General features: G+C 39.9%; 25 protein-coding genes. 11 read left to right on the top strand and 14 right to left on the bottom strand.

Annotated features, from left to right (window positions below):
- Positions 1-24 precede the first annotated feature (24 nt).
- Positions 25-1491: an aldehyde dehydrogenase gene (gene aldA / locus NST65_RS08710; protein WP_111927436.1), complete on the top strand. Its 1467-nt coding sequence runs from the start codon at positions 25-27 to the stop codon at positions 1489-1491.
- Between the two features lie 143 nt (positions 1492-1634).
- On the opposite strand, the gene NST65_RS08705 is transcribed toward aldA, so the two are convergent.
- Positions 1635-1976 carry a helix-turn-helix domain-containing protein gene (locus NST65_RS08705; RefSeq protein WP_111927435.1) on the bottom strand — a complete coding sequence of 114 codons (342 nt, stop codon included), beginning with the start codon at positions 1974-1976 and terminating at the stop codon, positions 1635-1637.
- A gap of 122 nt (positions 1977-2098) precedes the next feature.
- Between NST65_RS08705 and NST65_RS08700 the strand changes: the two genes are divergently transcribed.
- The gene (locus NST65_RS08700; protein ID WP_034621984.1) at positions 2099-2680 is read left to right on the top strand and encodes an NAD(P)H-dependent oxidoreductase; all 582 of its coding nucleotides are present in this window, start codon (positions 2099-2101) and stop codon (positions 2678-2680) included.
- Between the two features lie 228 nt (positions 2681-2908).
- Here NST65_RS08700 and NST65_RS08695 read toward each other — a convergent pair whose 3' ends face one another.
- A complete protein-coding gene (locus tag NST65_RS08695; RefSeq protein WP_024427095.1) occupies positions 2909-3478 on the bottom strand; it encodes a sugar O-acetyltransferase in 570 nt (189 codons plus the stop codon).
- Positions 3479-3706: 228 nt separating this feature from the next.
- Here NST65_RS08695 and NST65_RS08690 point away from each other — a divergent pair, with 228 nt between their 5' ends.
- The 3 genes from NST65_RS08690 (at position 3707) to NST65_RS08680 (ending at position 5577) form a co-directional block, all read left to right on the top strand.
- Positions 3707-4888 (top strand): MFS transporter, encoded by a 1182-nt coding sequence (locus NST65_RS08690; RefSeq protein WP_024425151.1) that lies wholly within the window; start codon positions 3707-3709, stop codon positions 4886-4888.
- 184 nt (positions 4889-5072) lie between these two features.
- The gene (locus NST65_RS08685) at positions 5073-5408 is read left to right on the top strand and encodes a hypothetical protein (RefSeq protein WP_024425150.1); all 336 of its coding nucleotides are present in this window, start codon (positions 5073-5075) and stop codon (positions 5406-5408) included.
- Positions 5409-5451: 43 nt separating this feature from the next.
- Positions 5452-5577 carry a hypothetical protein gene (locus tag NST65_RS08680; protein ID WP_254966705.1) on the top strand — a complete coding sequence of 42 codons (126 nt, stop codon included), beginning with the start codon at positions 5452-5454 and terminating at the stop codon, positions 5575-5577.
- A 53-nt stretch (positions 5578-5630) separates the two neighbouring features.
- Here NST65_RS08680 and parC read toward each other — a convergent pair whose 3' ends face one another.
- The 4 genes from parC to NST65_RS08660 all read right to left on the bottom strand — a co-directional run bounded on the left by parC (position 5631) and on the right by NST65_RS08660 (position 10949).
- Entirely contained in the window at positions 5631-8069 is a 2439-nt protein-coding gene (gene parC / locus NST65_RS08675) for a DNA topoisomerase IV subunit A (RefSeq protein WP_024427093.1), read from the bottom strand.
- A 2-nt stretch (positions 8070-8071) separates the two neighbouring features.
- Positions 8072-10039: a DNA topoisomerase IV subunit B gene (gene parE, locus NST65_RS08670; protein ID WP_111927434.1), complete on the bottom strand. Its 1968-nt coding sequence runs from the start codon at positions 10037-10039 to the stop codon at positions 8072-8074.
- A 417-nt stretch (positions 10040-10456) separates the two neighbouring features.
- Positions 10457-10870: a CoA-binding protein gene (locus tag NST65_RS08665; protein WP_025093244.1), complete on the bottom strand. Its 414-nt coding sequence runs from the start codon at positions 10868-10870 to the stop codon at positions 10457-10459.
- A complete protein-coding gene (locus NST65_RS08660) occupies positions 10821-10949 on the bottom strand; it encodes a hypothetical protein (protein ID WP_254966706.1) in 129 nt (42 codons plus the stop codon). Before NST65_RS08660 ends, NST65_RS08665 begins: the two co-directional genes overlap by 50 nt.
- A gap of 75 nt (positions 10950-11024) precedes the next feature.
- Between NST65_RS08660 and plsY the strand changes: the two genes are divergently transcribed.
- Positions 11025-11606, top strand: coding sequence for a glycerol-3-phosphate 1-O-acyltransferase PlsY (plsY, locus tag NST65_RS08655; RefSeq protein ID WP_024425146.1), 582 nt, complete (start codon positions 11025-11027; stop codon positions 11604-11606).
- 97 nt (positions 11607-11703) lie between these two features.
- On the top strand, positions 11704-11991 hold the full coding sequence (locus tag NST65_RS08650; protein ID WP_024425145.1) for a HesB/YadR/YfhF family protein: 288 nt from the start codon (positions 11704-11706) through the stop codon (positions 11989-11991).
- A gap of 40 nt (positions 11992-12031) precedes the next feature.
- On the opposite strand, the gene NST65_RS08645 is transcribed toward NST65_RS08650, so the two are convergent.
- The 7 genes from NST65_RS08645 to acnA all read right to left on the bottom strand — a co-directional run bounded on the left by NST65_RS08645 (position 12032) and on the right by acnA (position 16827).
- Complete coding sequence (locus NST65_RS08645) at positions 12032-12343, bottom strand: hypothetical protein (protein ID WP_041117529.1); 312 nt, start codon at positions 12341-12343, stop codon at positions 12032-12034.
- Between the two features lie 3 nt (positions 12344-12346).
- Positions 12347-12769: a thioesterase family protein gene (locus NST65_RS08640; protein WP_024425143.1), complete on the bottom strand. Its 423-nt coding sequence runs from the start codon at positions 12767-12769 to the stop codon at positions 12347-12349.
- A gap of 107 nt (positions 12770-12876) precedes the next feature.
- The gene (gene tlp, locus NST65_RS08635) at positions 12877-13119 is read right to left on the bottom strand and encodes a small acid-soluble spore protein Tlp (RefSeq protein WP_024427090.1); all 243 of its coding nucleotides are present in this window, start codon (positions 13117-13119) and stop codon (positions 12877-12879) included.
- A 14-nt stretch (positions 13120-13133) separates the two neighbouring features.
- Positions 13134-13277 (bottom strand): acid-soluble spore protein N, encoded by a 144-nt coding sequence (locus NST65_RS08630; protein ID WP_008357830.1) that lies wholly within the window; start codon positions 13275-13277, stop codon positions 13134-13136.
- A gap of 51 nt (positions 13278-13328) precedes the next feature.
- Positions 13329-13499, bottom strand: a complete 171-nt coding sequence (locus tag NST65_RS08625; protein WP_229137412.1) for an FbpB family small basic protein — start codon at positions 13497-13499, stop codon at positions 13329-13331.
- Between the two features lie 28 nt (positions 13500-13527).
- Positions 13528-14031, bottom strand: coding sequence for a TlpA disulfide reductase family protein (locus NST65_RS08620; RefSeq protein WP_024425141.1), 504 nt, complete (start codon positions 14029-14031; stop codon positions 13528-13530).
- A gap of 66 nt (positions 14032-14097) precedes the next feature.
- Entirely contained in the window at positions 14098-16827 is a 2730-nt protein-coding gene (gene acnA, locus NST65_RS08615; protein WP_024427088.1) for an aconitate hydratase AcnA, read from the bottom strand.
- 220 nt (positions 16828-17047) lie between these two features.
- Here acnA and sspO point away from each other — a divergent pair, with 220 nt between their 5' ends.
- The 4 genes from sspO (at position 17048) to NST65_RS08595 (ending at position 18552) form a co-directional block, all read left to right on the top strand.
- On the top strand, positions 17048-17194 hold the full coding sequence (gene sspO, locus NST65_RS08610) for a small acid-soluble spore protein O (protein WP_024425139.1): 147 nt from the start codon (positions 17048-17050) through the stop codon (positions 17192-17194).
- Between the two features lie 16 nt (positions 17195-17210).
- Positions 17211-17357: a small acid-soluble spore protein P gene (locus NST65_RS08605; protein ID WP_003211331.1), complete on the top strand. Its 147-nt coding sequence runs from the start codon at positions 17211-17213 to the stop codon at positions 17355-17357.
- 102 nt (positions 17358-17459) lie between these two features.
- Positions 17460-17861 carry an Hsp20/alpha crystallin family protein gene (locus tag NST65_RS08600; protein ID WP_024425138.1) on the top strand — a complete coding sequence of 134 codons (402 nt, stop codon included), beginning with the start codon at positions 17460-17462 and terminating at the stop codon, positions 17859-17861.
- 262 nt (positions 17862-18123) lie between these two features.
- Positions 18124-18552 carry a DUF2621 domain-containing protein gene (locus NST65_RS08595; protein ID WP_111927433.1) on the top strand — a complete coding sequence of 143 codons (429 nt, stop codon included), beginning with the start codon at positions 18124-18126 and terminating at the stop codon, positions 18550-18552.
- Between the two features lie 222 nt (positions 18553-18774).
- Here NST65_RS08595 and NST65_RS08590 read toward each other — a convergent pair whose 3' ends face one another.
- Positions 18775-19257, bottom strand: coding sequence for a CcdC protein domain-containing protein (locus tag NST65_RS08590; RefSeq protein WP_024425136.1), 483 nt, complete (start codon positions 19255-19257; stop codon positions 18775-18777).
- Between the last annotated feature and the right edge of the window lie 55 nt (positions 19258-19312).

Raw genomic sequence — 19312 nt, 5'->3', positions numbered from 1 at the left:
CCCAATATTAGGAGGTTTCAGTAAATGAACTCACAAACCAATGTTAAACAATTTCAAATGTACATTAATGGAGAATTTGTAAATGCCAGCTCTGGCGAAGTGATACAGGTGTTAAATCCGGCAACTGAAAAAGTGATTTCAGAAGTGCCAAGTTGTTCTAAAGAAGAGGTTCAAGAAGCGATTGAGTTTGCAGAAGCTGCACAAAAAGAATGGAAAAAGAAACCGGCTGCTGAGCGTGCAAAGTATTTAACACGTTTAGCTGAAGAAATTCGAAAAAATAGAGATTTTCTTGCACGCGTCATTTCAGAAGAACAAGGAAAAGTACTTGCTCTCTCTACTACAGAAGTTGATTTTACTGCTGAGTACATTGATTATATGGCAGGTTCAGCAAGGACGTACGAAGGGGAAATTCTTCAAAGTGACAGACCAAATGAAAATATAATGATCTTTAAAGAGCCAATCGGGGTTGTAGCTGGCTTTTTACCATGGAATTTCCCATTCTTCCTTGTAGCGAGAAAGGCTGCGCCTGCATTGGTAACAGGGAATACCATTGTCATTAAACCTAGTAGTGATACGCCAAATAATGCAATAGAATTTGCAAAATTAGTAGATAAAGTGGGTATTCCAAAAGGGGTATTCAATCTTGTAACAGGGCGCGGAGATACAGTGGGAGACGAACTTGCTTCAAATGAAAAGATTGGTTTAGTCAGTTTAACAGGGAGCGTGGATGCAGGTGTAAGTGTCATGAAAGCTGCAGCTCAAAATGTAACAAAAGTCAGTCTAGAGCTTGGCGGTAAAGCACCAGCTATTGTAGCTGAAGATGCAGACATTGATTTAGCCGTGAAAGCAATTGTCGACTCACGTATCATTAATACGGGACAAGTATGTAACTGTGCTGAACGCGTGTATGTTCATGAAAGTATCGCCGATCCATTTATCAAAAAAATTGTCACATCAATGAAAAATGTGAAATATGGCAATCCTCTCGAAGATGAAGGTTTAGATATGGGACCACTTACAAATAAGCAAGCAATAGAATCAATTGAAGCGATGGTAAACCGAGCTGTTGAAGAAGGGGCCCAAGTGTTAACTGGTGGAAAACGTGCAGATGTGACACCTGGATATTACTATGAACCAACAGTCCTCGTGAATGTAAAACAAGATTCAGAAATTGTACAGGAAGAAGTATTTGGACCGGTTCTCCCGATTATGACGTTTAAAGATTTAGATGAAGCAATTGAGCTTGCGAATGATTGCCAATATGGATTAACATCATCTATCTTTACACAGAATTTAGATACAGCGATGCGTGCTGCAAATGAGTTACTATTTGGAGAAACGTACATTAACCGTGAAAACTTTGAAGCCATTCAGGGATTCCACTCAGGTCGTAAGAAATCTGGAATTGGCGGAGCAGATGGTAAACATGGGTTAGAAGAATTTTTACAAACTCATGTTGTTTATTTGCAGCATAACTCAAACAAAAAATAAGAGAAAGACAACTTAATATTCCATGAGATGTATCAATAAACAGCTATATCATCATCGTTCTAAGAGTATCTCAAGAGAGATGCTCTTTTTTTGACTGAATGTACACCCTTTTGCCTAAAAGTACAATTTCACTCAACGTTTAACTATTTTTTCATTTGTTCTTCCCCCCAATAGCAAATCGCATCTAATACAGGGATCAATGATAATCCCTTTTCCGATAAACTATATTCTACTTTTGGAGGCACTTGAGGATATTCTTTACGATTAATTAACTGATCTGCTTCAAGTTCTTTTAGTGTATTGGTTAATGTTTTAAAAGAGATTGCCCCAAGCATTCGTTTCAACTGATTATAGCGAATAGGCGCATTGTTTGCATATAAAGCATACAGTACCGTCATCTTATATTTCCCACCAATTAATGATAAAGTGTACCCAAATCCAGTTTCTTTTAGATCAACATTAGCTGTAAAGGATTCTTTGGTCATTTTACACTCTCCTTTAGGTTAGTATCGCACTTTAATTACCGTACTTGTAGTACGTTATAGCATACAATAAAATGAATGTACATCAAAATATGATGAAAATAACAAAAAAGGGTGAATGAATCATGAAAACAATTGTCTATGCACATCCTTGGGATGGAAGCTATAATCATGCCATTTTGACTTCCATTACAGAAAATCTAGAAACAAAGAGAGAACCATTTCAAGTGATCGATTTATATAAAGATGGGTTTAATCCCGTCTTTTCAGCTGAGGAATTGAAGTATTTTCATAAAGGAGAAACGCCTGATCAATTAGTTAAGGATTATCAAAAGAAATTAAGTCAGTCAACTGAATTAATATTTATATTTCCTGTCTGGTGGTGGGATTTACCTGCAATTTTAAAAGGATTTATTGATAAAGTCATGTTAAGAGGTTTCGCATTCTTAGAAGATAAAAACACTGGGGCTTTAAAAGGTTTATTGACAAATATTAAAAAAACAACCGTGATCTCAACATCTACAACAGATAAGGATTATATAGAATCTGAAGGTGGGAATGCGATTCAAAGCGTTTTTATTAACAGAACTCTTGCTGACTTGGGACTTAAAAATGAAGACACCAAATGGATTCATTTTTCGAGAGTTAACTTAACAACAGATGAAAAGAGGAAAGTATTTTTAAACGAAATATCCCAAAGTATTTAATTTACTGTAGCAGCCAATAAGGAAAGGCACAACCTTTACGACTGATCTAATTTATTGAGAAGGTGGTAGAGGTTGTGAAATTAAATATCGACACTCAAATATGTATTCTCATTTCTTAGTTTACATAATATATATTCTAGGAAGTTAAACAAACAATGAATTTCTTTTGTCTCAAAATTAAGTATACTCATCTTATTGAGACAAAATAGAAAAAATCAAAATCCAACGTTATTCGCCAGATTTTGATTCATCAAGATATTTAATGATTTTCGCAGGATTTCCGCCAACCACCACATTTGCTGGAACATTTTTTGTCACAACGGCACCAGAAGCAATGACAGCATTGTCGCCAATTGTGACACCTGGATTAATAATAGCACCGCCGCCAATCCATACATGGTTTCCAATGGTGACTGGTTTGCCGAATTCAATGCCTTTTGCACGTTCTATCGGGTCAAGTGGGTGTCCAGCCGTATAAATATGTACATTCGGACCTAATAAACAGTGATGTCCAATGGTAATTTTGCACACGTCTAATAACACTGCATCAAAATTTGCAAAAAAATGCTCACCAATCTCGATATTGTATCCGTAATCGCACTGCAGTCTTCCTTCAAAAACGACATCATTTCCGCAAGCGCCTAATAATTCCTTTAAAATGGATGTTCTTTTTTCTTGCTGATTGGTTTGCTGATATGCGTATGTCAATTGTCTCGCTCTTTCACGATCTGCGATCAGTGTTTGGTCACTAGATACATAATGTTCTCCTTGAATCATTTTTTCCTTTTCACTTTTCATGTTGATCTCCTCCTCCCTTCTATTTATACCGATGCGATATGATTACATCCTACCGCCCCCTTTATGTTTATTATTTTACCTTCTCATCATAAGAATTGGGAAGGAATGATTTCTTTTGACTAGAATTGACCTTGTTCCTCCAGCAAGTTATTTACGAATCAGCAAGTCTCATTTATAATCGAGTAGATTTGTTCAATAACATATATATCTTTAAATGTGAGGGATTAGATGGAATTAAAGTGGTATAAAGCAATTATTGTGATCTTTACGATGTCTGGGATCTCCATTTCTACATGGTTTTCTCGGACACCGGAAGTGAGAGATTTATTACAAGCAAACACTGGAACAATGGGACTTATTTTACTCGGTTTATCCGTTGGTTCAATTGTTGGGCTTGTTCTTTCAAATGTATTCGTCCGCAAAAAAGGCGGCCGAGTGGCGATTGTGATCAGTGCTTTTTTGATGTTCCTTGGATTTACTACTCTTGCCATTGGTTCAACACTCTCTTCTATCTTTGTCGTCACTTCCGGTCTTTTTCTTTTTGGCGCAGGCTCTGGCATGTGCAATGTAGCGATGAACTTAGAAGGAACAGAGATTGAGTACAGCATCAAGAAAACCATTCTGCCTATATTGCATGCTTCCTTTAGTATTGGGACTTTAATTGGAGCAGGTGCTGGTATTCTTTTTATCCATTTAGGGGTTTCTGTATTGATACACCTTCTCGCTATTGCCCTTCTGCTTTTCCTCAGCATATTGATTTGTACACGGTTTATTCCGCACGGGACAGGAAAGGATCAGCATGAGAAACAGTCCGATACAGTTGAGCCTACTCAAACGGCATGGCTGAACAAACGAACGATATCTCTTGCGATGATCGCCTTATGTCTTGCGTTTGTCGAAGGCTCCGCCAATGATTGGATTCCACTTGCAATGGTGGATGGCTATCAAGTTTCACATTCCATGAGTACGGTCATCTATGCTTTGTTTTTGTGCGGCATGATTAGCGGCAGACTGATCAGCGGACGTTTGATCGATCGCTTTGGCAGAGTATTATTGCTAAGAGTTGCGATTTTATCAGCAGCTGCCGGCCTATTCTTAGTCATTTTGAAGATTTCACTTGTTGTATGTATGATATCAATCTTTTTATGGGGACTTGGCGCATCTTTAGGCTTTCCGCTAACTATTTCTGCAGCAGGCGATGATAGCCGGTACGCTGTCAAACGCGTTAGTATTGTGACCTTATCTGGTTACACAGCCTCCCTTTCCGGTCCTCCTATTTTAGGGCTGCTTGCCAATCAGGTTGGATTGCTTCATGCCTTTATCTTTGTTCTATTTGCCATATGTATTGCAGGAATCTTTACTAAAGCTGTAGCAAAACCACATTCATTACAAGCGACTAAAAGTGTCTGATCCTTGATCATGGCACTTTTTTTAAATTTAAAAAATAAAATTGAAACCTTTCATGAAGTGAAACAGTCCTATAGATGTCGTGATGTTTATCGCTTTTTTAAAGAGGGAAAGTAAAAAAATAAGACTTTTCAAATAACTGAAAACGTGGTAAGATCATGAAAATAACCAGGAAGGGGTGAGAAAAATGAAAAAAAATATGCTATTAAAATTAGGTGTTTTATGCATAGCACTTGCAAGTTTTCATTTGTTCTCAATGCCTCATTCCGTTCAGGTATACCATCATGCTAAGGTGGTTGCCGATCAAGAATCACATGAAATGAAAATCGTCCAGACAATGGGCGATGAAAAGAAACAAAAACATGTGAACGCAGTATTTGCCGCATTTACAGCACTGCTGATTATTGGCAGTATGACAGCTGGATTTGCGCGCATCACTCATACTGATCGATTTGACCGGAAAAAGAAGCATTTACTTGCAGTGTTCTATCAATCTTCTTATTTCCGACAAGCTCGTGTTTAACCCAACCATCTAAATCAAAACAAAAATTGGGAGGTTTTACACGATGTTATTTTTCTTAAGAATTTTCATTCTAGGTCTTTTCTCTGTCACTTCACTTTCTCTTTTCGTCTACCAAGGAATTGAAGTAGTGCACGCCATTACAAGCATGTTTGGCAACCACGAGAGCTAAATGACCCGTATATAAAAGAAACCCCCTGCCAGTCGCAGGGGGTTTTCGTTTGCTTATTTATTGTCATCTGGTGCAGGTTCAGGTGTCAGAAGGACATGAGTCACTTCTCCCTGCTCTTCCTCATCTACAATAAATGATCCATTGCTATAGCGGTCATTTGCTCTTAAAGTAGAAATATCAAGTGGAATCGTTGTACCTTTTTCGGTATCTATCTCAAGTGTATCGTGCAGCGCTGCAGCGATCACAGCCACAATACGGTGCGGGTTTTTCTTTAATTCTCTCAGCATAAGAACTCCGCGTTTCGCTCTTGATGTTTTATCAAATTCAGAGAGGTTCATTCGCTTTACAGCCCCTCTTTGTGTCGTGAGCACAAGGACATCGTTTTTCGGATCAATGATCTGGCCAGAGACTACCTCGTCCCCTTCCTTCAAGTTGATTCCTTTGACGCCGGCCGCTCTCGGTCCAACAACACTTACTTCTTCTTCATCAAACCACAAACCGTAACCATTTTTCGTTGCAATAAACAATTCCTGCTGTCCTGTTGTGACATGAACATCGACGAGTTCATCGTCACCTTTTAGGTTCAAGGCAACAAGCGGTTTCGAATAGCGCTGCGCTTTATATTGAAGAAGCTCCGTTTTCTTCACCATTCCGCCTTTCGTAAAGAATAAAAGATATGACGTTTCATCAAATTCTTTTATTGGAATGGCTTTTTGGATGGATTCCTCGCGATCAATCGAAATGATATTCGTAATATGCTGCCCCATGTCTTTCCAGCGTATATCTGGCAGCTGGTGAACAGGACAATAAATGTAGCTTCCTTTATTCGTAAACAGCAGAAGAACATCCGTTGTATTCATTTCAAACTGATGAATCAACCGGTCAGTATCCTTCATGCCAAAGTCCTTACCGTTAGAGGCAGCATAGGAGCGCTGGCTTGTTCGCTTAATGTAACCATCCTTCGTGACTGTCACATAAACATCCTCTGATGCGATCATCACTTCAAGGTTAATCTTAATTTCTTCGATTTTTTCCTCAATAACGGATCTTCTCTCATCAGCATATGTCTTTTTGAGCTTTTTCAGGCTGTTTGTAATGACCTTCAGCAGCTTTTTCTCGTTCGCTAAAATGTCTTCAAGCTCTGCTATGCGCACATCTAGCTCTCTTGCTTCGTCTCTTAATTGCGTAATATCTGTATTCGTTAAACGATATAACTGGAGTGAAACAATCGCTTCTGATTGTGCTTCTGTAAAGTCATATTTCGCCATCAAGTTGTTCTTTGCATCACGCTTATCATTAGAGGAGCGGATTGTGGCAATAACTTCATCTAAGATGGAAAGTGCCTTAATCAATCCGTCTACAATATGGTGGCGTTCCTTCGCTTTACGAAGCTCGTACGCTGAGCGGTTCGTCACCACTTCTTTTTGATGGGCAATATATGCATCTAGTACAGTGGTGAGCGTCATTAAGGTCGGTCTTCGATTATGTATCGCTACCATATTAAAGTTATATGGGATTTGCAGATCTGAGTTTTTATATAAGAAATTCAGCACACCATTTGCATCTGCTTCTTTTTTCAGCTCTACTACGATTCGAAGCCCAGTACGGTCTGTTTCATCTCGGACCTCTGAAATGCCTTCTACTTTTCTTTCAATTCGGAACTCGTCCATCTTTTTGACAAGATTGGCTTTATTCACTTCGTAAGGAATTTCTGTGATCACGATTTGCTGGCGTCCGCCGCGGATGGTTTCAATCTCCGCTTTGCCTCGAATCATAATCTTTCCTTTTCCTGTTTCATACGCCTTCTTAATACCGTCTACACCTTGAATGATACCGCCTGTTGGGAAATCTGGCCCTTTGATGACCGTCATTAAATCCTCAACCGTACAATGCGGCTGTTCAATTCGTTTAATAACGCCATCAATGACTTCTCCCAAGTGATGCGGCGGGATATCTGTGGCATACCCGGCTGAAATCCCTGTTGATCCGTTCACAAGAAGGTTTGGGAACATCGCTGGTAATACAACGGGCTCTTTGCTTGTATCATCAAAGTTTGCGACAAATTCGACCGTTTCCTTGTCTAAGTCCTTTAAAAGCTCTGAAGCAATAGCAGACAGCCTTGCTTCCGTATAACGCATGGCAGCAGGCGGATCACCATCGATACTCCCGTTATTCCCATGCATCTCAATCAGTACATTTCGTACTTTCCACTCCTGACTCATTCTTACCATCGCTTCATAAACAGATGAGTCTCCGTGCGGGTGATAGTTACCAATCACGTTACCGACTGTTTTAGCGGCTTTACGGAAGTTTTTATCCTGCGTATTTCCTTCTGCATACATCGCATATAAAATTCTTCGTTGTACAGGTTTTAGTCCATCACGTGCATCTGGAAGCGCACGGTCTTGGATAATATATTTACTATAGCGGCCAAATCGGTCGCCGATTACTTCTTCTAATGGTAAATCATGAAATCGTTCTTGTTGTGCCATGTTTAAACCTCCTCAGCTAGCGACAAGTTTTCATTTTCAAGAATGTTGCTTTCCTCATCAAGTCCAAAGGCGACATTCTTTTCAATCCATTTACGGCGTGGTTCTACTTTGTCACCCATTAGAGTTGTGACGCGGCGTTCCACACGTGCAGCATCATCAATTTTGACCCTGACAAGTGTTCTCGATTCTGGATTCATTGTCGTTTCCCATAGCTGGTCGGCATTCATTTCACCTAACCCTTTGTAGCGCTGAATCGTGTACCCTTTTCCAACTTTCTTCAAAACGTCATCCATTTCTTCATCAGACCATGCGTACTCAATGATTTCTTTTTTCCCTGAGCCTTTGCTGACTTTATATAAAGGCGGGAGTGCAATAAACACTTTGCCATGCTCAATCAGCGGCTTCATATAGCGGTAGAAGAATGTTAAGAGAAGCACTTGAATATGCGCTCCATCCGTATCCGCATCTGTCATGATCACGATTTTGTCATAATTGATGTCTTCTACATTAAAATCGACACCGACGCCTCCACCGATTGCATGAATAATGGTGTTGATTTCTTCGTTTTTGAAAATATCAGCAAGCTTTGCTTTTTCTGTATTGATGACCTTTCCGCGCAGCGGCAGCACTGCCTGGAATTTACGGTCGCGTCCCTGTTTTGCTGACCCGCCCGCTGAGTCACCCTCTACTAGGTATAGTTCGTTTCTTGCTGGGTTTCTAGATTGAGCAGGTGTTAATTTTCCGCTCAGCGTGGCTTCAGACTTTTTCCGTTTCTTGCCGCTCCTTGCTTCTTCACGGGCTTTTCTAGCAGCCTCTCTTGCCTGCTGCGCTTTAATCGCTTTTTTCACAAGAAGAGTGGCTGTTTCCCGGTTTTCTTCAAGGAAATACGCAAGTTTTTCAGAAATGACAGCATCAACAGCTGAACGTGCCTCACTTGTCCCAAGCTTTCCTTTTGTCTGCCCTTCAAATTGAAGCAGCTCTTCAGGAATTCTGACAGAAATAATAGCAGACAGTCCTTCGCGAATATCAGTGCCTTCTAAATTTTTGTCTTTTTCTTTTAAAAGAGCGACTTTGCGAGCATATTCGTTAAAGGCTCTCGTCATGGCCGTTTTGGCACCAGACTCATGTGTTCCGCCATCTTTTGTTCTGACGTTATTAACGAAGGAAAGGATATTTTCCGAATAGCCATCATTAAATTGAAAAGCAAAATCTACTTCAATCGATTGATGCTCTCCTTCAAATGAGACGACTTCACTCAGAACATCTTTTTCTTCATTTAAATAAGCAACAAAGGCTTCAATGCCTGTCTCATAATAAAACGTTTCTTGTACATCATTCCGTTCATCGATCAGCTCTATTTTTAACCCTTTTAATAAAAAGGCAGATTCTCTTAAACGCTCTGATAATGTATCGAAATTATAGGTCGTAACACTGAACATGGTAGGATCCGGCTTAAAATGAATCAGTGTTCCCGTTTTTTTCGATTTTCCGACTTTTTCAAGTGATGTGACAGGTTTACCGCCGTTTTCAAAGCGCTGATGATAAATAAATCCGTCACGTTCAATTGTGACAGTGAGCCATTCTGACAGCGCGTTCACAACAGATGCCCCAACTCCGTGAAGTCCACCACTTGTTTTATATCCGCCTTGACCAAATTTTCCGCCTGCGTGCAGGACCGTTAAAATGATCTCAGGTGTCGGTTTTCCAAGCTTATGCATACCAGTAGGCATTCCACGCCCTTTATCTTGGACGGAAATGCTGTTATCTTTATGTATTTTGACAATGATATGATCTCCATGGCCAGCGAGCACTTCATCGACAGAGTTGTCTACAATCTCATAGACAAGGTGATGAAGACCGCGCGAATCCGTAGATCCAATATACATCCCTGGACGTTTACGGACCGCTTCAAGCCCCTCTAGCACCTGAATAGAATCATCGTTATAATCTACTTGCTGCTTTTTAACCAAATGCTTAATCCCCTTTCACTAACAAACATAACCGGCTAATCATCAAATGATCTCTCTAGATTTTAATGATGATCATGCTGCTCATTACTGTCCACTTTAATAAGCTGCATCATCATCATGCATGTGTCATTCACCAATACATGCTCTTTTGCACAGCTATGAGAATCATTCTACATTCTGCAATCAGAACTAGAAGTCCATTATAAACAAGACTGTTTCATAAGCCAAATGCAATCATATGATGGTTTTAGCAAAACAGAACAAATGTTCTATATTTATCTTATCGCTCTTTTTCTCGATATGCAAGGCCGCCGATATGTCCCTGTCGCCTTATTTTATCGCTTTCTTTCAGAATCGCAAATATATTTCTGCAACAAAAAAGCAAAAATCCTTGAAAAACCAAGGATTTTTGACGATTTAATGAGTTTTTGTCATCGCATGAGCCACCTTGATACATAAATCCATGATGGCGACCTTGCCATTTTCCTCAATCAGCCTTTTCGCTTCTTCGTGATATATGCCTTGCTGCGCCCAAAAAACAGGTGCGTCTATTTCGAGAAACTCTTCTGCCACCTCTGGTAAAAACTCTGAACGTCTAAAGACATTGACGATATCAACAGGCTCTTTTATATCTTTTAAAGAAGCGACTGCTTTCACACCGAGTGCTTCATCGATCGTTGGATTCACTGGGATCACCTCATACCCGGCATCCTGCATCGCCTTAGACACCATATAAGACGTCCGGTGCGGCTGATCTGATAATCCAACAACAGCAATTCGTTTACTGCTTTTTAATATACGGCCGATTTCTTCTTTCGTAGGATTGTTCATCAAGACACTCCTTTTCCTCCATTTTAGCGAATTTCTGCTTAAAAACAAAGCCGAATCCATCTGCTTTCGATTTTTTCAAAAAAAGTTCCCCATGTTTTTCACAAGATCATGTTAAAATGTAAGACAAGAGGGAGAATATAAAGGAGTTATGCAGATGTTAATTGCTTTGATGTTTATTTTGGCTTATCTTCTCGGCAGTATTCCATCCGGTCTCATTGTCGGGAAAGCTGCAAAGGGTATCGATATCCGTGAACATGGCAGCGGAAACCTAGGTGCGACGAATGCATTTCGTACACTTGGCGTAAAAGCAGGGTCTATTGTGATTACTGCTGATATCCTAAAAGGGACGCTTGCTTCAGCTTTACCGTTTTTCATGCAGCTGGACATCCATCCCTTATTAGCAGGAGTTGCTGCTGTTATCGGTCACAGCTTTCCTGTCTTTGCAAAATTTAAAGGGGGAAAGGCAGTCGCTACATCAGGCGGTGTGCTGCTATTTTATGCCCCATTCCTATTTATCACGATGATCGCTGCTTTTTTCTTATTTTTATACATTAGTAAATATGTTTCACTATCATCTATGCTGACAGGGATCTATACATTCATTTACAGCATATTCACCAAAGACCTATTCTTAATCATTGTTGTTGCCGTTCTTGCTGGCTTTGTGATCTACAGACACATCGCCAACCTCAAACGAATTCTCAACAAAACTGAACCGAAAATCAAATGGCTCTAGCCGTTTCATCCATTTAAATATGTGGTAAAAGTAAAGAAAAGCTGTTTTTGCATCCTGCATTTTAAAAACAGCATGACTTCAAAAAGGGGCGATCACATTGAAATTAACGATAAAAGAAGATGCACTCAATTGGTACAAGGATGAATTAGATTTAGAAAAAGGTGATCAAGTTCGCTTTTTTGTGAGATATGGCGGGTGCAGTAATGTACAAAAAGGCTTTTCTCTCGGCGTCGCAAAAGATGAACCTCAAAATGCCGGCGCAACCGCTGAAATAGAAGGTATTACTTTCTTTATTGAGGAAAGTGATATTTGGTACTTTGACAACCATGATCTGCATATTGATTATAACGAGTCCGTGAAAGAACCAGAATTTCATTATGAATAAACAAAAAAAGATACCTCATCCCTCGGGTATCTTTTTTGTTTTACACTTCAATATACAGCCCATACTCCTGAATGTTCCCTAAAGATCGTTCCTTTTGCAGAATTCTTTTTTGCGGCTCACCGATCAAGTCAAAATGAGGAAACCCTTCGCGGTCATGAATCCATTCTTTTTTTAGTCCATGTCTTTCTCCCCACTCAACTAACCGCTTCATATCCTGACAGGCTGCTTTTGTGACAGTATTGGCATTTGGAAAACGGTCATCGAGCCAGTAGTGTGTTAAAAAAGCAACTTTGCCTTGCTGGACAGCTGATTTCCAAGCGTTTAAATCGCTTCGTTTAATACCAAAAGCCATAAATTAAACCTGCTTCTTCGACTGTTCATATACTTTATGCCAGGCAGGAAAGGCTTTTCTAAATTGAATAGGTCTAAAGGTGTCTTTATCCACACATATATGTGAGGTTGTCCCTGTAATCGCTGTTTGTCCATCAGGTTTTTGAATTTCATAGCCATACACCGTTTTGACACCATTATATTCTTCAATCCATGTATGAACGGTTGCTGTTTCACCGTACAGCAATGGTTTTTTATATTGAACCTGCAAGTCTATAACAGGTGCAAGAGCACCATCTGCTTCTAGCTGCGCATAGGAAAACCCTAATTCTTTAATCAATGCTGTTCTGCCGACTTCCATCCAAATTAAATAATTGGCATGATACACGATGCCCATTTGATCTGTTTCTGCATAACGGACTTCTATTTCTTTTTTGGATACATACACGTTTTCATCGCTCTCCTATCAAAACCTAAGGTCTGTCTCTGCCATTTTACCACATTCCAAATGGTTCTTCTAAAAAGAGGCAATAAAATAAACCAGGAATCCCTGGTTTATTCGGTATAGCCATTCTTTCTTGCCGCTTCTTCGTCCTTGATCTCAGAACGCATCGCGTCAATACTCATTTTGCGGTTTTCGTTTTTTTGTTTGATCATTTGCTTTTCTGTCTCTGTCGAAACGGACATCGCTGCTTCAGATTCATCGATATTGTCAAGTGTGTTCTCGATCATATCTTGCAGCTTTTCAACATTATCAGAACGATCATCTGGATTGGATTGATATGACTCGTTATTCATGATGATTCCCCTCCTTATTCGCCCTTCGTCTGTATCACATCAGGCTGTTCATTTGATTTATTATGCATCTTTTTACCTTTATTCCGTTTGTATGCTACAGGTTTTGTCCCTAAATGGTCTGGTGTAAACTGCGCTTGTTTATCATGCTCTCTACCCATTATTCATCCCTCCCTCTTCTTTAGGATGAACGAAAACGGATAATTCATAACTTATTTCTGTCTAAATCGCTCTTCCAACTTTTCTTCAAGCTGGTTTAAAAATTCCTCATTGCTTAATAATTCTTTTTTATTTTCAAGCACAAGCTCTTCAAATGTGCGTCGTTTTCTTCTTCTCATTTCACTCACCTCCATATATGTATGATTACATTTTCGCCAAAACATTTAGAAAATAAGCAAAAGAGCTGAATCATTATAGATCCAGCTCTTTTTCAATTTCTTTTTTTGTCAGCATTTGATGCTTCACAGACATGATGCGCCCTTTTTCATCTAATATGTATGTCGTTGGGTATGAAAGCACCTGATATCTTGCTTGAATGCCTTTTTGGTCCAATAAAACAGGAAAGCTCACCTTTAATTCTTTTGTGAATGCTGCCACATGATCCACACTCTTTTCAGTGGTCGTTAAATTCACTGCTAGTACTTCAACTTGGTCATTTTCGCTCCTAATCGCGTCTAGATCCGGCATTTCCGTCCTGCACGGCTTACACCATGTCGCCCAGAAATTGACGAGCACCTTTTTCCCTCGGTAATCAGATAACGAGGCGGTTTTGCCATCAAGGGTTTTCAGTTCAAAATCAGGGGCTTGATCACCTTTTTCAAGACCGATTGCGGGCTCTTTTGGCCCAAATAAATTCCACGCAAGTAAACCAATCAACACAAGTAAAACAGCGCTTGCCATTCCTTTTTTCCACATGATTGATCCTCCACTATTTTAAAAAAGAAGAGAAAGCTGTTGGATCGCCTTCTCTTCTTTGCTGTATTAGTTGCTTGCCAATTTTTCGCGAAGTACCATTTGAAGGATACCGCCATGACGATAGTAGTCAATTTCGACTTCACTGTCAAAGCGAACCACCACTTCAAACGTTTTCTCGTTTCCATCTGTGTCAATTGCTTTCACAGTGACGAGATCACGTGGACGAACTGTTTCGTCAACATGAACTTCAAATGTTTCTGTTCCTGTTAGACCATGAGTTTCTGCACTTTCTCCATCTTTAAACTGCAGAGGAAGTACGCCCATGAAGACAAGGTTACTTCTGTGGATACGCTCAAAGCTTTCAGCTAGAACAAATTTAATTCCAAGAAGGTTTGTTCCTTTAGCAGCCCAGTCACGTGAAGAACCCATTCCGTAGTCTTTACCTGCTAAGATCGCAAGACCTGTTCCATCCTCTTTATAACGCATGCATGCATCATAAATCGATGTCACTTCACCAGTTGGCCAGTAAGTTGTATAACCGCCTTCTGTTCCTGGTGCAATTTGGTTCTTAATACGGATGTTTGCAAAAGTACCTCTCATCATAACATGGTGGTTACCACGGCGAGATCCATATGAGTTAAAGTCTCTAGGCGATACGCCTCTTTCTTGCAAGTATTTGCCCGCCGGTGTGTCCTTACCAATCGCTCCAGCAGGAGAAATATGGTCAGTTGTGACAGAGTCACCGAACTTCGCAACGACGCGCAAGCCTTTAAGCGGTTCAACTTTACCAGGTTCAACTGATAGGTTTTCAAAGAATGGCGGGTTATCAATGTATGTGGAATTTTCATCCCATTTATACAATGCATCATCCGTCGTTTTAATTTCATTCCAGCGGTCATTGTTGTCAAAAACAGTTTCATACTCTGAACGGAATAGCTCAGGTGTGACAGTGCTCTTAACGACGCTGTTGATTTCATCCATTGATGGCCAAATGTCATTGAAATAAACGTTCTCGCCATTTTTATCGACACCGATAGGATCTTTTGTTAAATCAATATTCACCGTACCAGCAAGTGCATAAGCCACAACTAATGGTGGAGATGCAAGGTAGTTCCCTTTCACAAGCGGATGAATACGACCTTCAAAGTTACGGTTACCTGATAATACAGAAGTGATCAGCAGATCATTTTCAGAGACTGCATCTTCAATTTCTTTCTCAAGCGGTCCGGAGTTTCCGATACATGTTGTACAGCCATATCCAACAATGTTAAATCCAAGATCTTTTAAATATGGAAGAAGTCCCGAATTCACAAGGTACCCTGTTACAACTTTAGAACCCGGCGCTAGTGACGTTTTCACGTAGTTTGGCACTTTCATACCAAGCTCGCTTGCTTTCTTCGCAACAAGACCTGCTCCGATTAACACGTATGGGTTCGATGTATTCGTACAGCTCGTAATCGCTGCAATCGCAATCGCACCTGTCTTCATCACAGCTTTTTCACCGTTTGCAAGATCAAATTCGATTTGTTTATCAAGCTCTGATTTATCTAAGCCAAACCCTTGGTTACCAGCTGGGCTTTCGATGTGTTTATGGAACGTCTCTTTCATTTGAGAAAGTGGAATCAAATCTTGTGGACGTTTAGGACCAGATAAGTTTGACTCAATTTTAGAAAGATCAATTTCCACAACATCAGTAAAAATTGGTTCTTCTGCATCTGGCGTATAGAATAAGCCATTTGCACGAGAATATTCTTCAACGATATTAATTTGCTCTTCATCACGTCCAGTAAGGCGCAGGTAAGCAAGCGCTTCTTCATCTACTGGGAAGAATCCGCAAGTAGCACCGTATTCTGGCGCCATGTTCGCAATGGTTGCACGATCTGCTAACGGCAATTGTGCAACACCAGGTCCGAAGAACTCAACGAACTTGTTCACTACGCCTTTTTCACGAAGGACTTGTGTGACTTTTAATGCAAGGTCAGTTGCAGTTGTTCCGTTTGGAAGCTCTCCAACTAATTTAGCACCAATCACTTCTGGTACTGGGAAGTATGAAGGCTGACCAAGCATACCAGCTTCCGCTTCGATACCGCCAACGCCCCATCCAAGTACACCGATACCGTTAATCATCGTTGTATGAGAGTCAGTTCCAACTAATGTATCTGGGTAAGTGATGATCTCGCCATCTTCTTCAATCGCATGAACAACACTTGCAAGATACTCTAAGTTCACTTGGTGAACAATTCCTGTTGCAGGTGGGACAGCTTGATAGTTATTAAACGCTTTCTTTGCCCAGCTAAGGAAGTTATAACGCTCTGCGTTACGTTCGAACTCTAAATCCATGTTAATGTTTAATGCATCTTCAGTTCCAGCTTTATCAACTTGTACTGAGTGGTCAATCACAAGGTCAACTGGAATTTCAGGGTTGATTTTATCCGGATCCCCGCCTACATCTGCCATTGCTTTTCTTAAAGAAGCAAGGTCAACGACGGCTGGTACACCCGTGAAGTCTTGTAAAATAACACGAGAAGGTTTAAACGGAACATCAATTTCTTTTACCTCGGCAGTTCCCCATTTTGCCAAGTTTTCAACGTGTTCCTTCTTGATCACTCTACCGTCTACTTGGCGAAGCACTGATTCTAAAAGTACCTTAATGGAATAAGGCAGCTTAGAAACATTTCCGATTCCTTGTTTCTCTAGTGCTTCTAACGAATAATAGTGATACGTTTTCCCATTTGTCGAAAACGTTTTTCTAGATTGAAAAGCGTCTTGTTTAGCGACTTGCTGCTGTTTCGACATGTCCAAAATCCCCCTTTTGATGATCAAGATCAATTTCAATTCTCAGAAAAATCGTCGTATTTCACCACAATTTTCTCACAATTTCATCTTAAAACAAATTCATACATAAGTAAATAACAATGCTTTTATTAAATTCAATAAGTTTAACTTATCATTAGGAAATGATTACTCTTCATAAACGAAGCGGGGCGGGCTCATACTACAAATGAGGTGATAGAACATGACAAAACGCAAAGCTAATCATGTCATGAATGGCATGAACGCAGCCAAAAGCCAGGGTAATGGCGCAGGCTATACGGAAGATGATCAGCTCGTTTTAACAGAAGAACAAAGGCAAAACAATAAAAAACGTAAAAAGAATCAATAAGAAGGAGCCAAACATCATGACGAATAAAAACACAGGGAAAGACATCCGTCAAAACTCTCCTAAGGAGCATCAAGGCGGTCAGCCTGAGCCGTTATCAGGCAGTAAAAAAGTGAAAAACCGCAACCATACAAGACAAAAGCACAATTCTCATCATGATATGTAATTATTCCCCTCTCATCCCGTGACCACACGGGATGTTTTAGGTCTTTCACACATTTCCATTTTCATCATATGATTTATTATGAGATGTGATGGAGGAGTGTTTATGGAGAATGAAAAGCAATCGAATTCCTCTGATTTTATTGAAATAGATGATTGGCTCAATGTTTTAATGGATGATCCATTTGCCTGGTATGATGAACACCTCCCAATTGATCTTTATGAAACAAGCCGTGATTATATTATCGAAATCGATGTCTCCACCTTATCGATCACTGATGTAAAGCTGACCTTCGCTGGACATGAGCTGACGTTGACTTACACAGTACAGCATCCAAATGGTGAAGGCGAACAGCCAATTGAAAAAAGCGTGATGCTCCCTTTTTATTTAAACGACAAAGACATTGAAACAGATTATGAAAACCGAATCATATCGATAAAAATTAAAAAATGTTCCGACCATCCAAACGGTGCATTTTCCTTTCAAATCCCGCACTTCAAACATTAAGAGCCCACCTTTATATAGGTGGGCTCTCTTCCCGTTCGTTTCAAGTCAATACCTTTTGCGAACCACCATGGCCAAATAGTAGAGTCGCTATATGATAATGTATTCTTTTTCTACTAATTGGTTTGGGTCATTCTAGTAAATGGGCGGCTATCAATGAAAAAGGGCGTTTATAGAGATAATAGACATACATTTTTGTTATTTTCTTCTATCCTCTCTTCATGTAATATAAAATAGAGAGATAAGGGGTATAAGGAGTGAGAACATGTTAAGCGGCTGGTTTTTGTGGTTCATTTTATTTTGGGGTACAGTGATGATCGGATTACTCGCAATCGGTGGCTTTTTTATGTTTCGCAAGTTTTTAAAACGATTGCCAAAGGAAGATGGGAAATCAGAGCTTTATTGGCAGGATGAATATATTCAAAAGAGCCTTCACCTATGGCGGGATGAGGACAAACAGCTGTTAAATGAACTCGTATTACCTGTTCCAGAGCTGTTTAGAGATGTTGCCAAAGAAAAAATAGCGGGTAAAATCGGTGAGCTGGCATTAAAAGAACAGGCTGCCAGCATTAATTTAGACTTAATCATTCGCGGCTACATTATGGCCACACCAAAGCGGGATCATAAGTTTTTACTGAAGCGCCTTCAAGAAAAAAACATTGATCACTCGCCATATGAATCGTTATTAAAATAACCTCCTTTTATAAAGGAGGTTTCAGCGTTTAGACAAACCCTCGCATTCTTTGTCAGTCCTGCGCGCTGGTGCTCACGAATGTTAAATTCGCTCCGCGCCAGTGCTCGTCCTTCCTAGACTTCAAAGGTTTTCAATAACGCTGAATAGAAGACAAAGGGCTAAAATAAAAGATCATTTTAGCCCTTTGTCAACAATATGTAACCTCCTTTATTAAAAGGAGGTTTAATTCATTTGAATCTGCTGCGGATCTAATTGTTTAGACAGCTTTCTAAACGATAAATACATGGCAACCCGCCAAGGCACGATCATGCCAAAGGCAAGAATCCAAAACATCCCGCTTAATGAACCATAATCAATAGAAGAGCTTAGGATGGTCTTCATCCCGATACGAAGGACAAGAAGTCCAATGAGAATGAACACAAATGCTTTTGACCGTTTTAAGTAGATGTCATTACCTCTAATTTCAAACTTCGATGTTTTGATTAAAAATATAGAGAAAAACATCCCCACTGTGATCGCTTCTAGAAATTCAGCTCCAGTTACCCGAAACATAGGAACAAAAAACATCAGTGCGCCAGTGCTCATGAAAATAGGAGGTAAAATAATTTTTTTCGCAGTTGCAGGTTTTGCAGATGACTTAATGCGAATAAACATGACGGCCACCGCCATACATACCGCAATTATAGAAGAGATCAAGATCATCATATCAAATCATTCCTTTATTCTTTAAGGTCAGCCTATGTATAATATACTCCAATTG

The sequence above is a fragment of the Bacillus sp. FSL P4-0248 genome (genome assembly GCF_038593305.1).
Lineage (GTDB): Bacteria > Bacillota > Bacilli > Bacillales > Bacillaceae > Bacillus > Bacillus safensis.
The sequence above is the reverse complement of the archived record's forward strand: the minus strand, read 5'-3'. Positions and strand labels throughout refer to the sequence as shown.

Bases quoted from the DNA above. Each gene is read 5' to 3' on its own strand.
- aldA (WP_111927436.1), top strand. From the start codon at position 25: ATGAACTCACAAACCAATGTTAAACAATTTCAAATGTACATTAATGGA.
- NST65_RS08705 (WP_111927435.1), bottom strand. From the start codon at position 1,976: ATGACCAAAGAATCCTTTACAGCTAATGTTGATCTAAAAGAAACTGGA.
- NST65_RS08700 (WP_034621984.1), top strand. From the start codon at position 2,099: ATGAAAACAATTGTCTATGCACATCCTTGGGATGGAAGCTATAATCAT.
- NST65_RS08695 (WP_024427095.1), bottom strand. From the start codon at position 3,478: ATGAAAAGTGAAAAGGAAAAAATGATTCAAGGAGAACATTATGTATCT.
- NST65_RS08690 (WP_024425151.1), top strand. From the start codon at position 3,707: ATGGAATTAAAGTGGTATAAAGCAATTATTGTGATCTTTACGATGTCT.
- NST65_RS08685 (WP_024425150.1), top strand. From the start codon at position 5,073: ATGAAAAAAAATATGCTATTAAAATTAGGTGTTTTATGCATAGCACTT.
- NST65_RS08680 (WP_254966705.1), top strand. From the start codon at position 5,452: ATGTTATTTTTCTTAAGAATTTTCATTCTAGGTCTTTTCTCTGTCACT.
- parC (WP_024427093.1), bottom strand. From the start codon at position 8,069: ATGGCACAACAAGAACGATTTCATGATTTACCATTAGAAGAAGTAATC.
- NST65_RS08665 (WP_025093244.1), bottom strand. From the start codon at position 10,870: ATGAACAATCCTACGAAAGAAGAAATCGGCCGTATATTAAAAAGCAGT.
- plsY (WP_024425146.1), top strand. From the start codon at position 11,025: ATGTTAATTGCTTTGATGTTTATTTTGGCTTATCTTCTCGGCAGTATT.
- NST65_RS08645 (WP_041117529.1), bottom strand. From the start codon at position 12,343: ATGGCTTTTGGTATTAAACGAAGCGATTTAAACGCTTGGAAATCAGCT.
- tlp (WP_024427090.1), bottom strand. From the start codon at position 13,119: ATGAATAACGAGTCATATCAATCCAATCCAGATGATCGTTCTGATAAT.
- NST65_RS08630 (WP_008357830.1), bottom strand. From the start codon at position 13,277: ATGGGTAGAGAGCATGATAAACAAGCGCAGTTTACACCAGACCATTTA.
- NST65_RS08625 (WP_229137412.1), bottom strand. From the start codon at position 13,499: ATGTTTTGGCGAAAATGTAATCATACATATATGGAGGTGAGTGAAATG.
- NST65_RS08620 (WP_024425141.1), bottom strand. From the start codon at position 14,031: ATGTGGAAAAAAGGAATGGCAAGCGCTGTTTTACTTGTGTTGATTGGT.
- acnA (WP_024427088.1), bottom strand. From the start codon at position 16,827: ATGTCGAAACAGCAGCAAGTCGCTAAACAAGACGCTTTTCAATCTAGA.
- sspO (WP_024425139.1), top strand. From the start codon at position 17,048: ATGACAAAACGCAAAGCTAATCATGTCATGAATGGCATGAACGCAGCC.
- NST65_RS08605 (WP_003211331.1), top strand. From the start codon at position 17,211: ATGACGAATAAAAACACAGGGAAAGACATCCGTCAAAACTCTCCTAAG.
- NST65_RS08600 (WP_024425138.1), top strand. From the start codon at position 17,460: ATGGAGAATGAAAAGCAATCGAATTCCTCTGATTTTATTGAAATAGAT.
- NST65_RS08595 (WP_111927433.1), top strand. From the start codon at position 18,124: ATGTTAAGCGGCTGGTTTTTGTGGTTCATTTTATTTTGGGGTACAGTG.
- NST65_RS08590 (WP_024425136.1), bottom strand. From the start codon at position 19,257: ATGATGATCTTGATCTCTTCTATAATTGCGGTATGTATGGCGGTGGCC.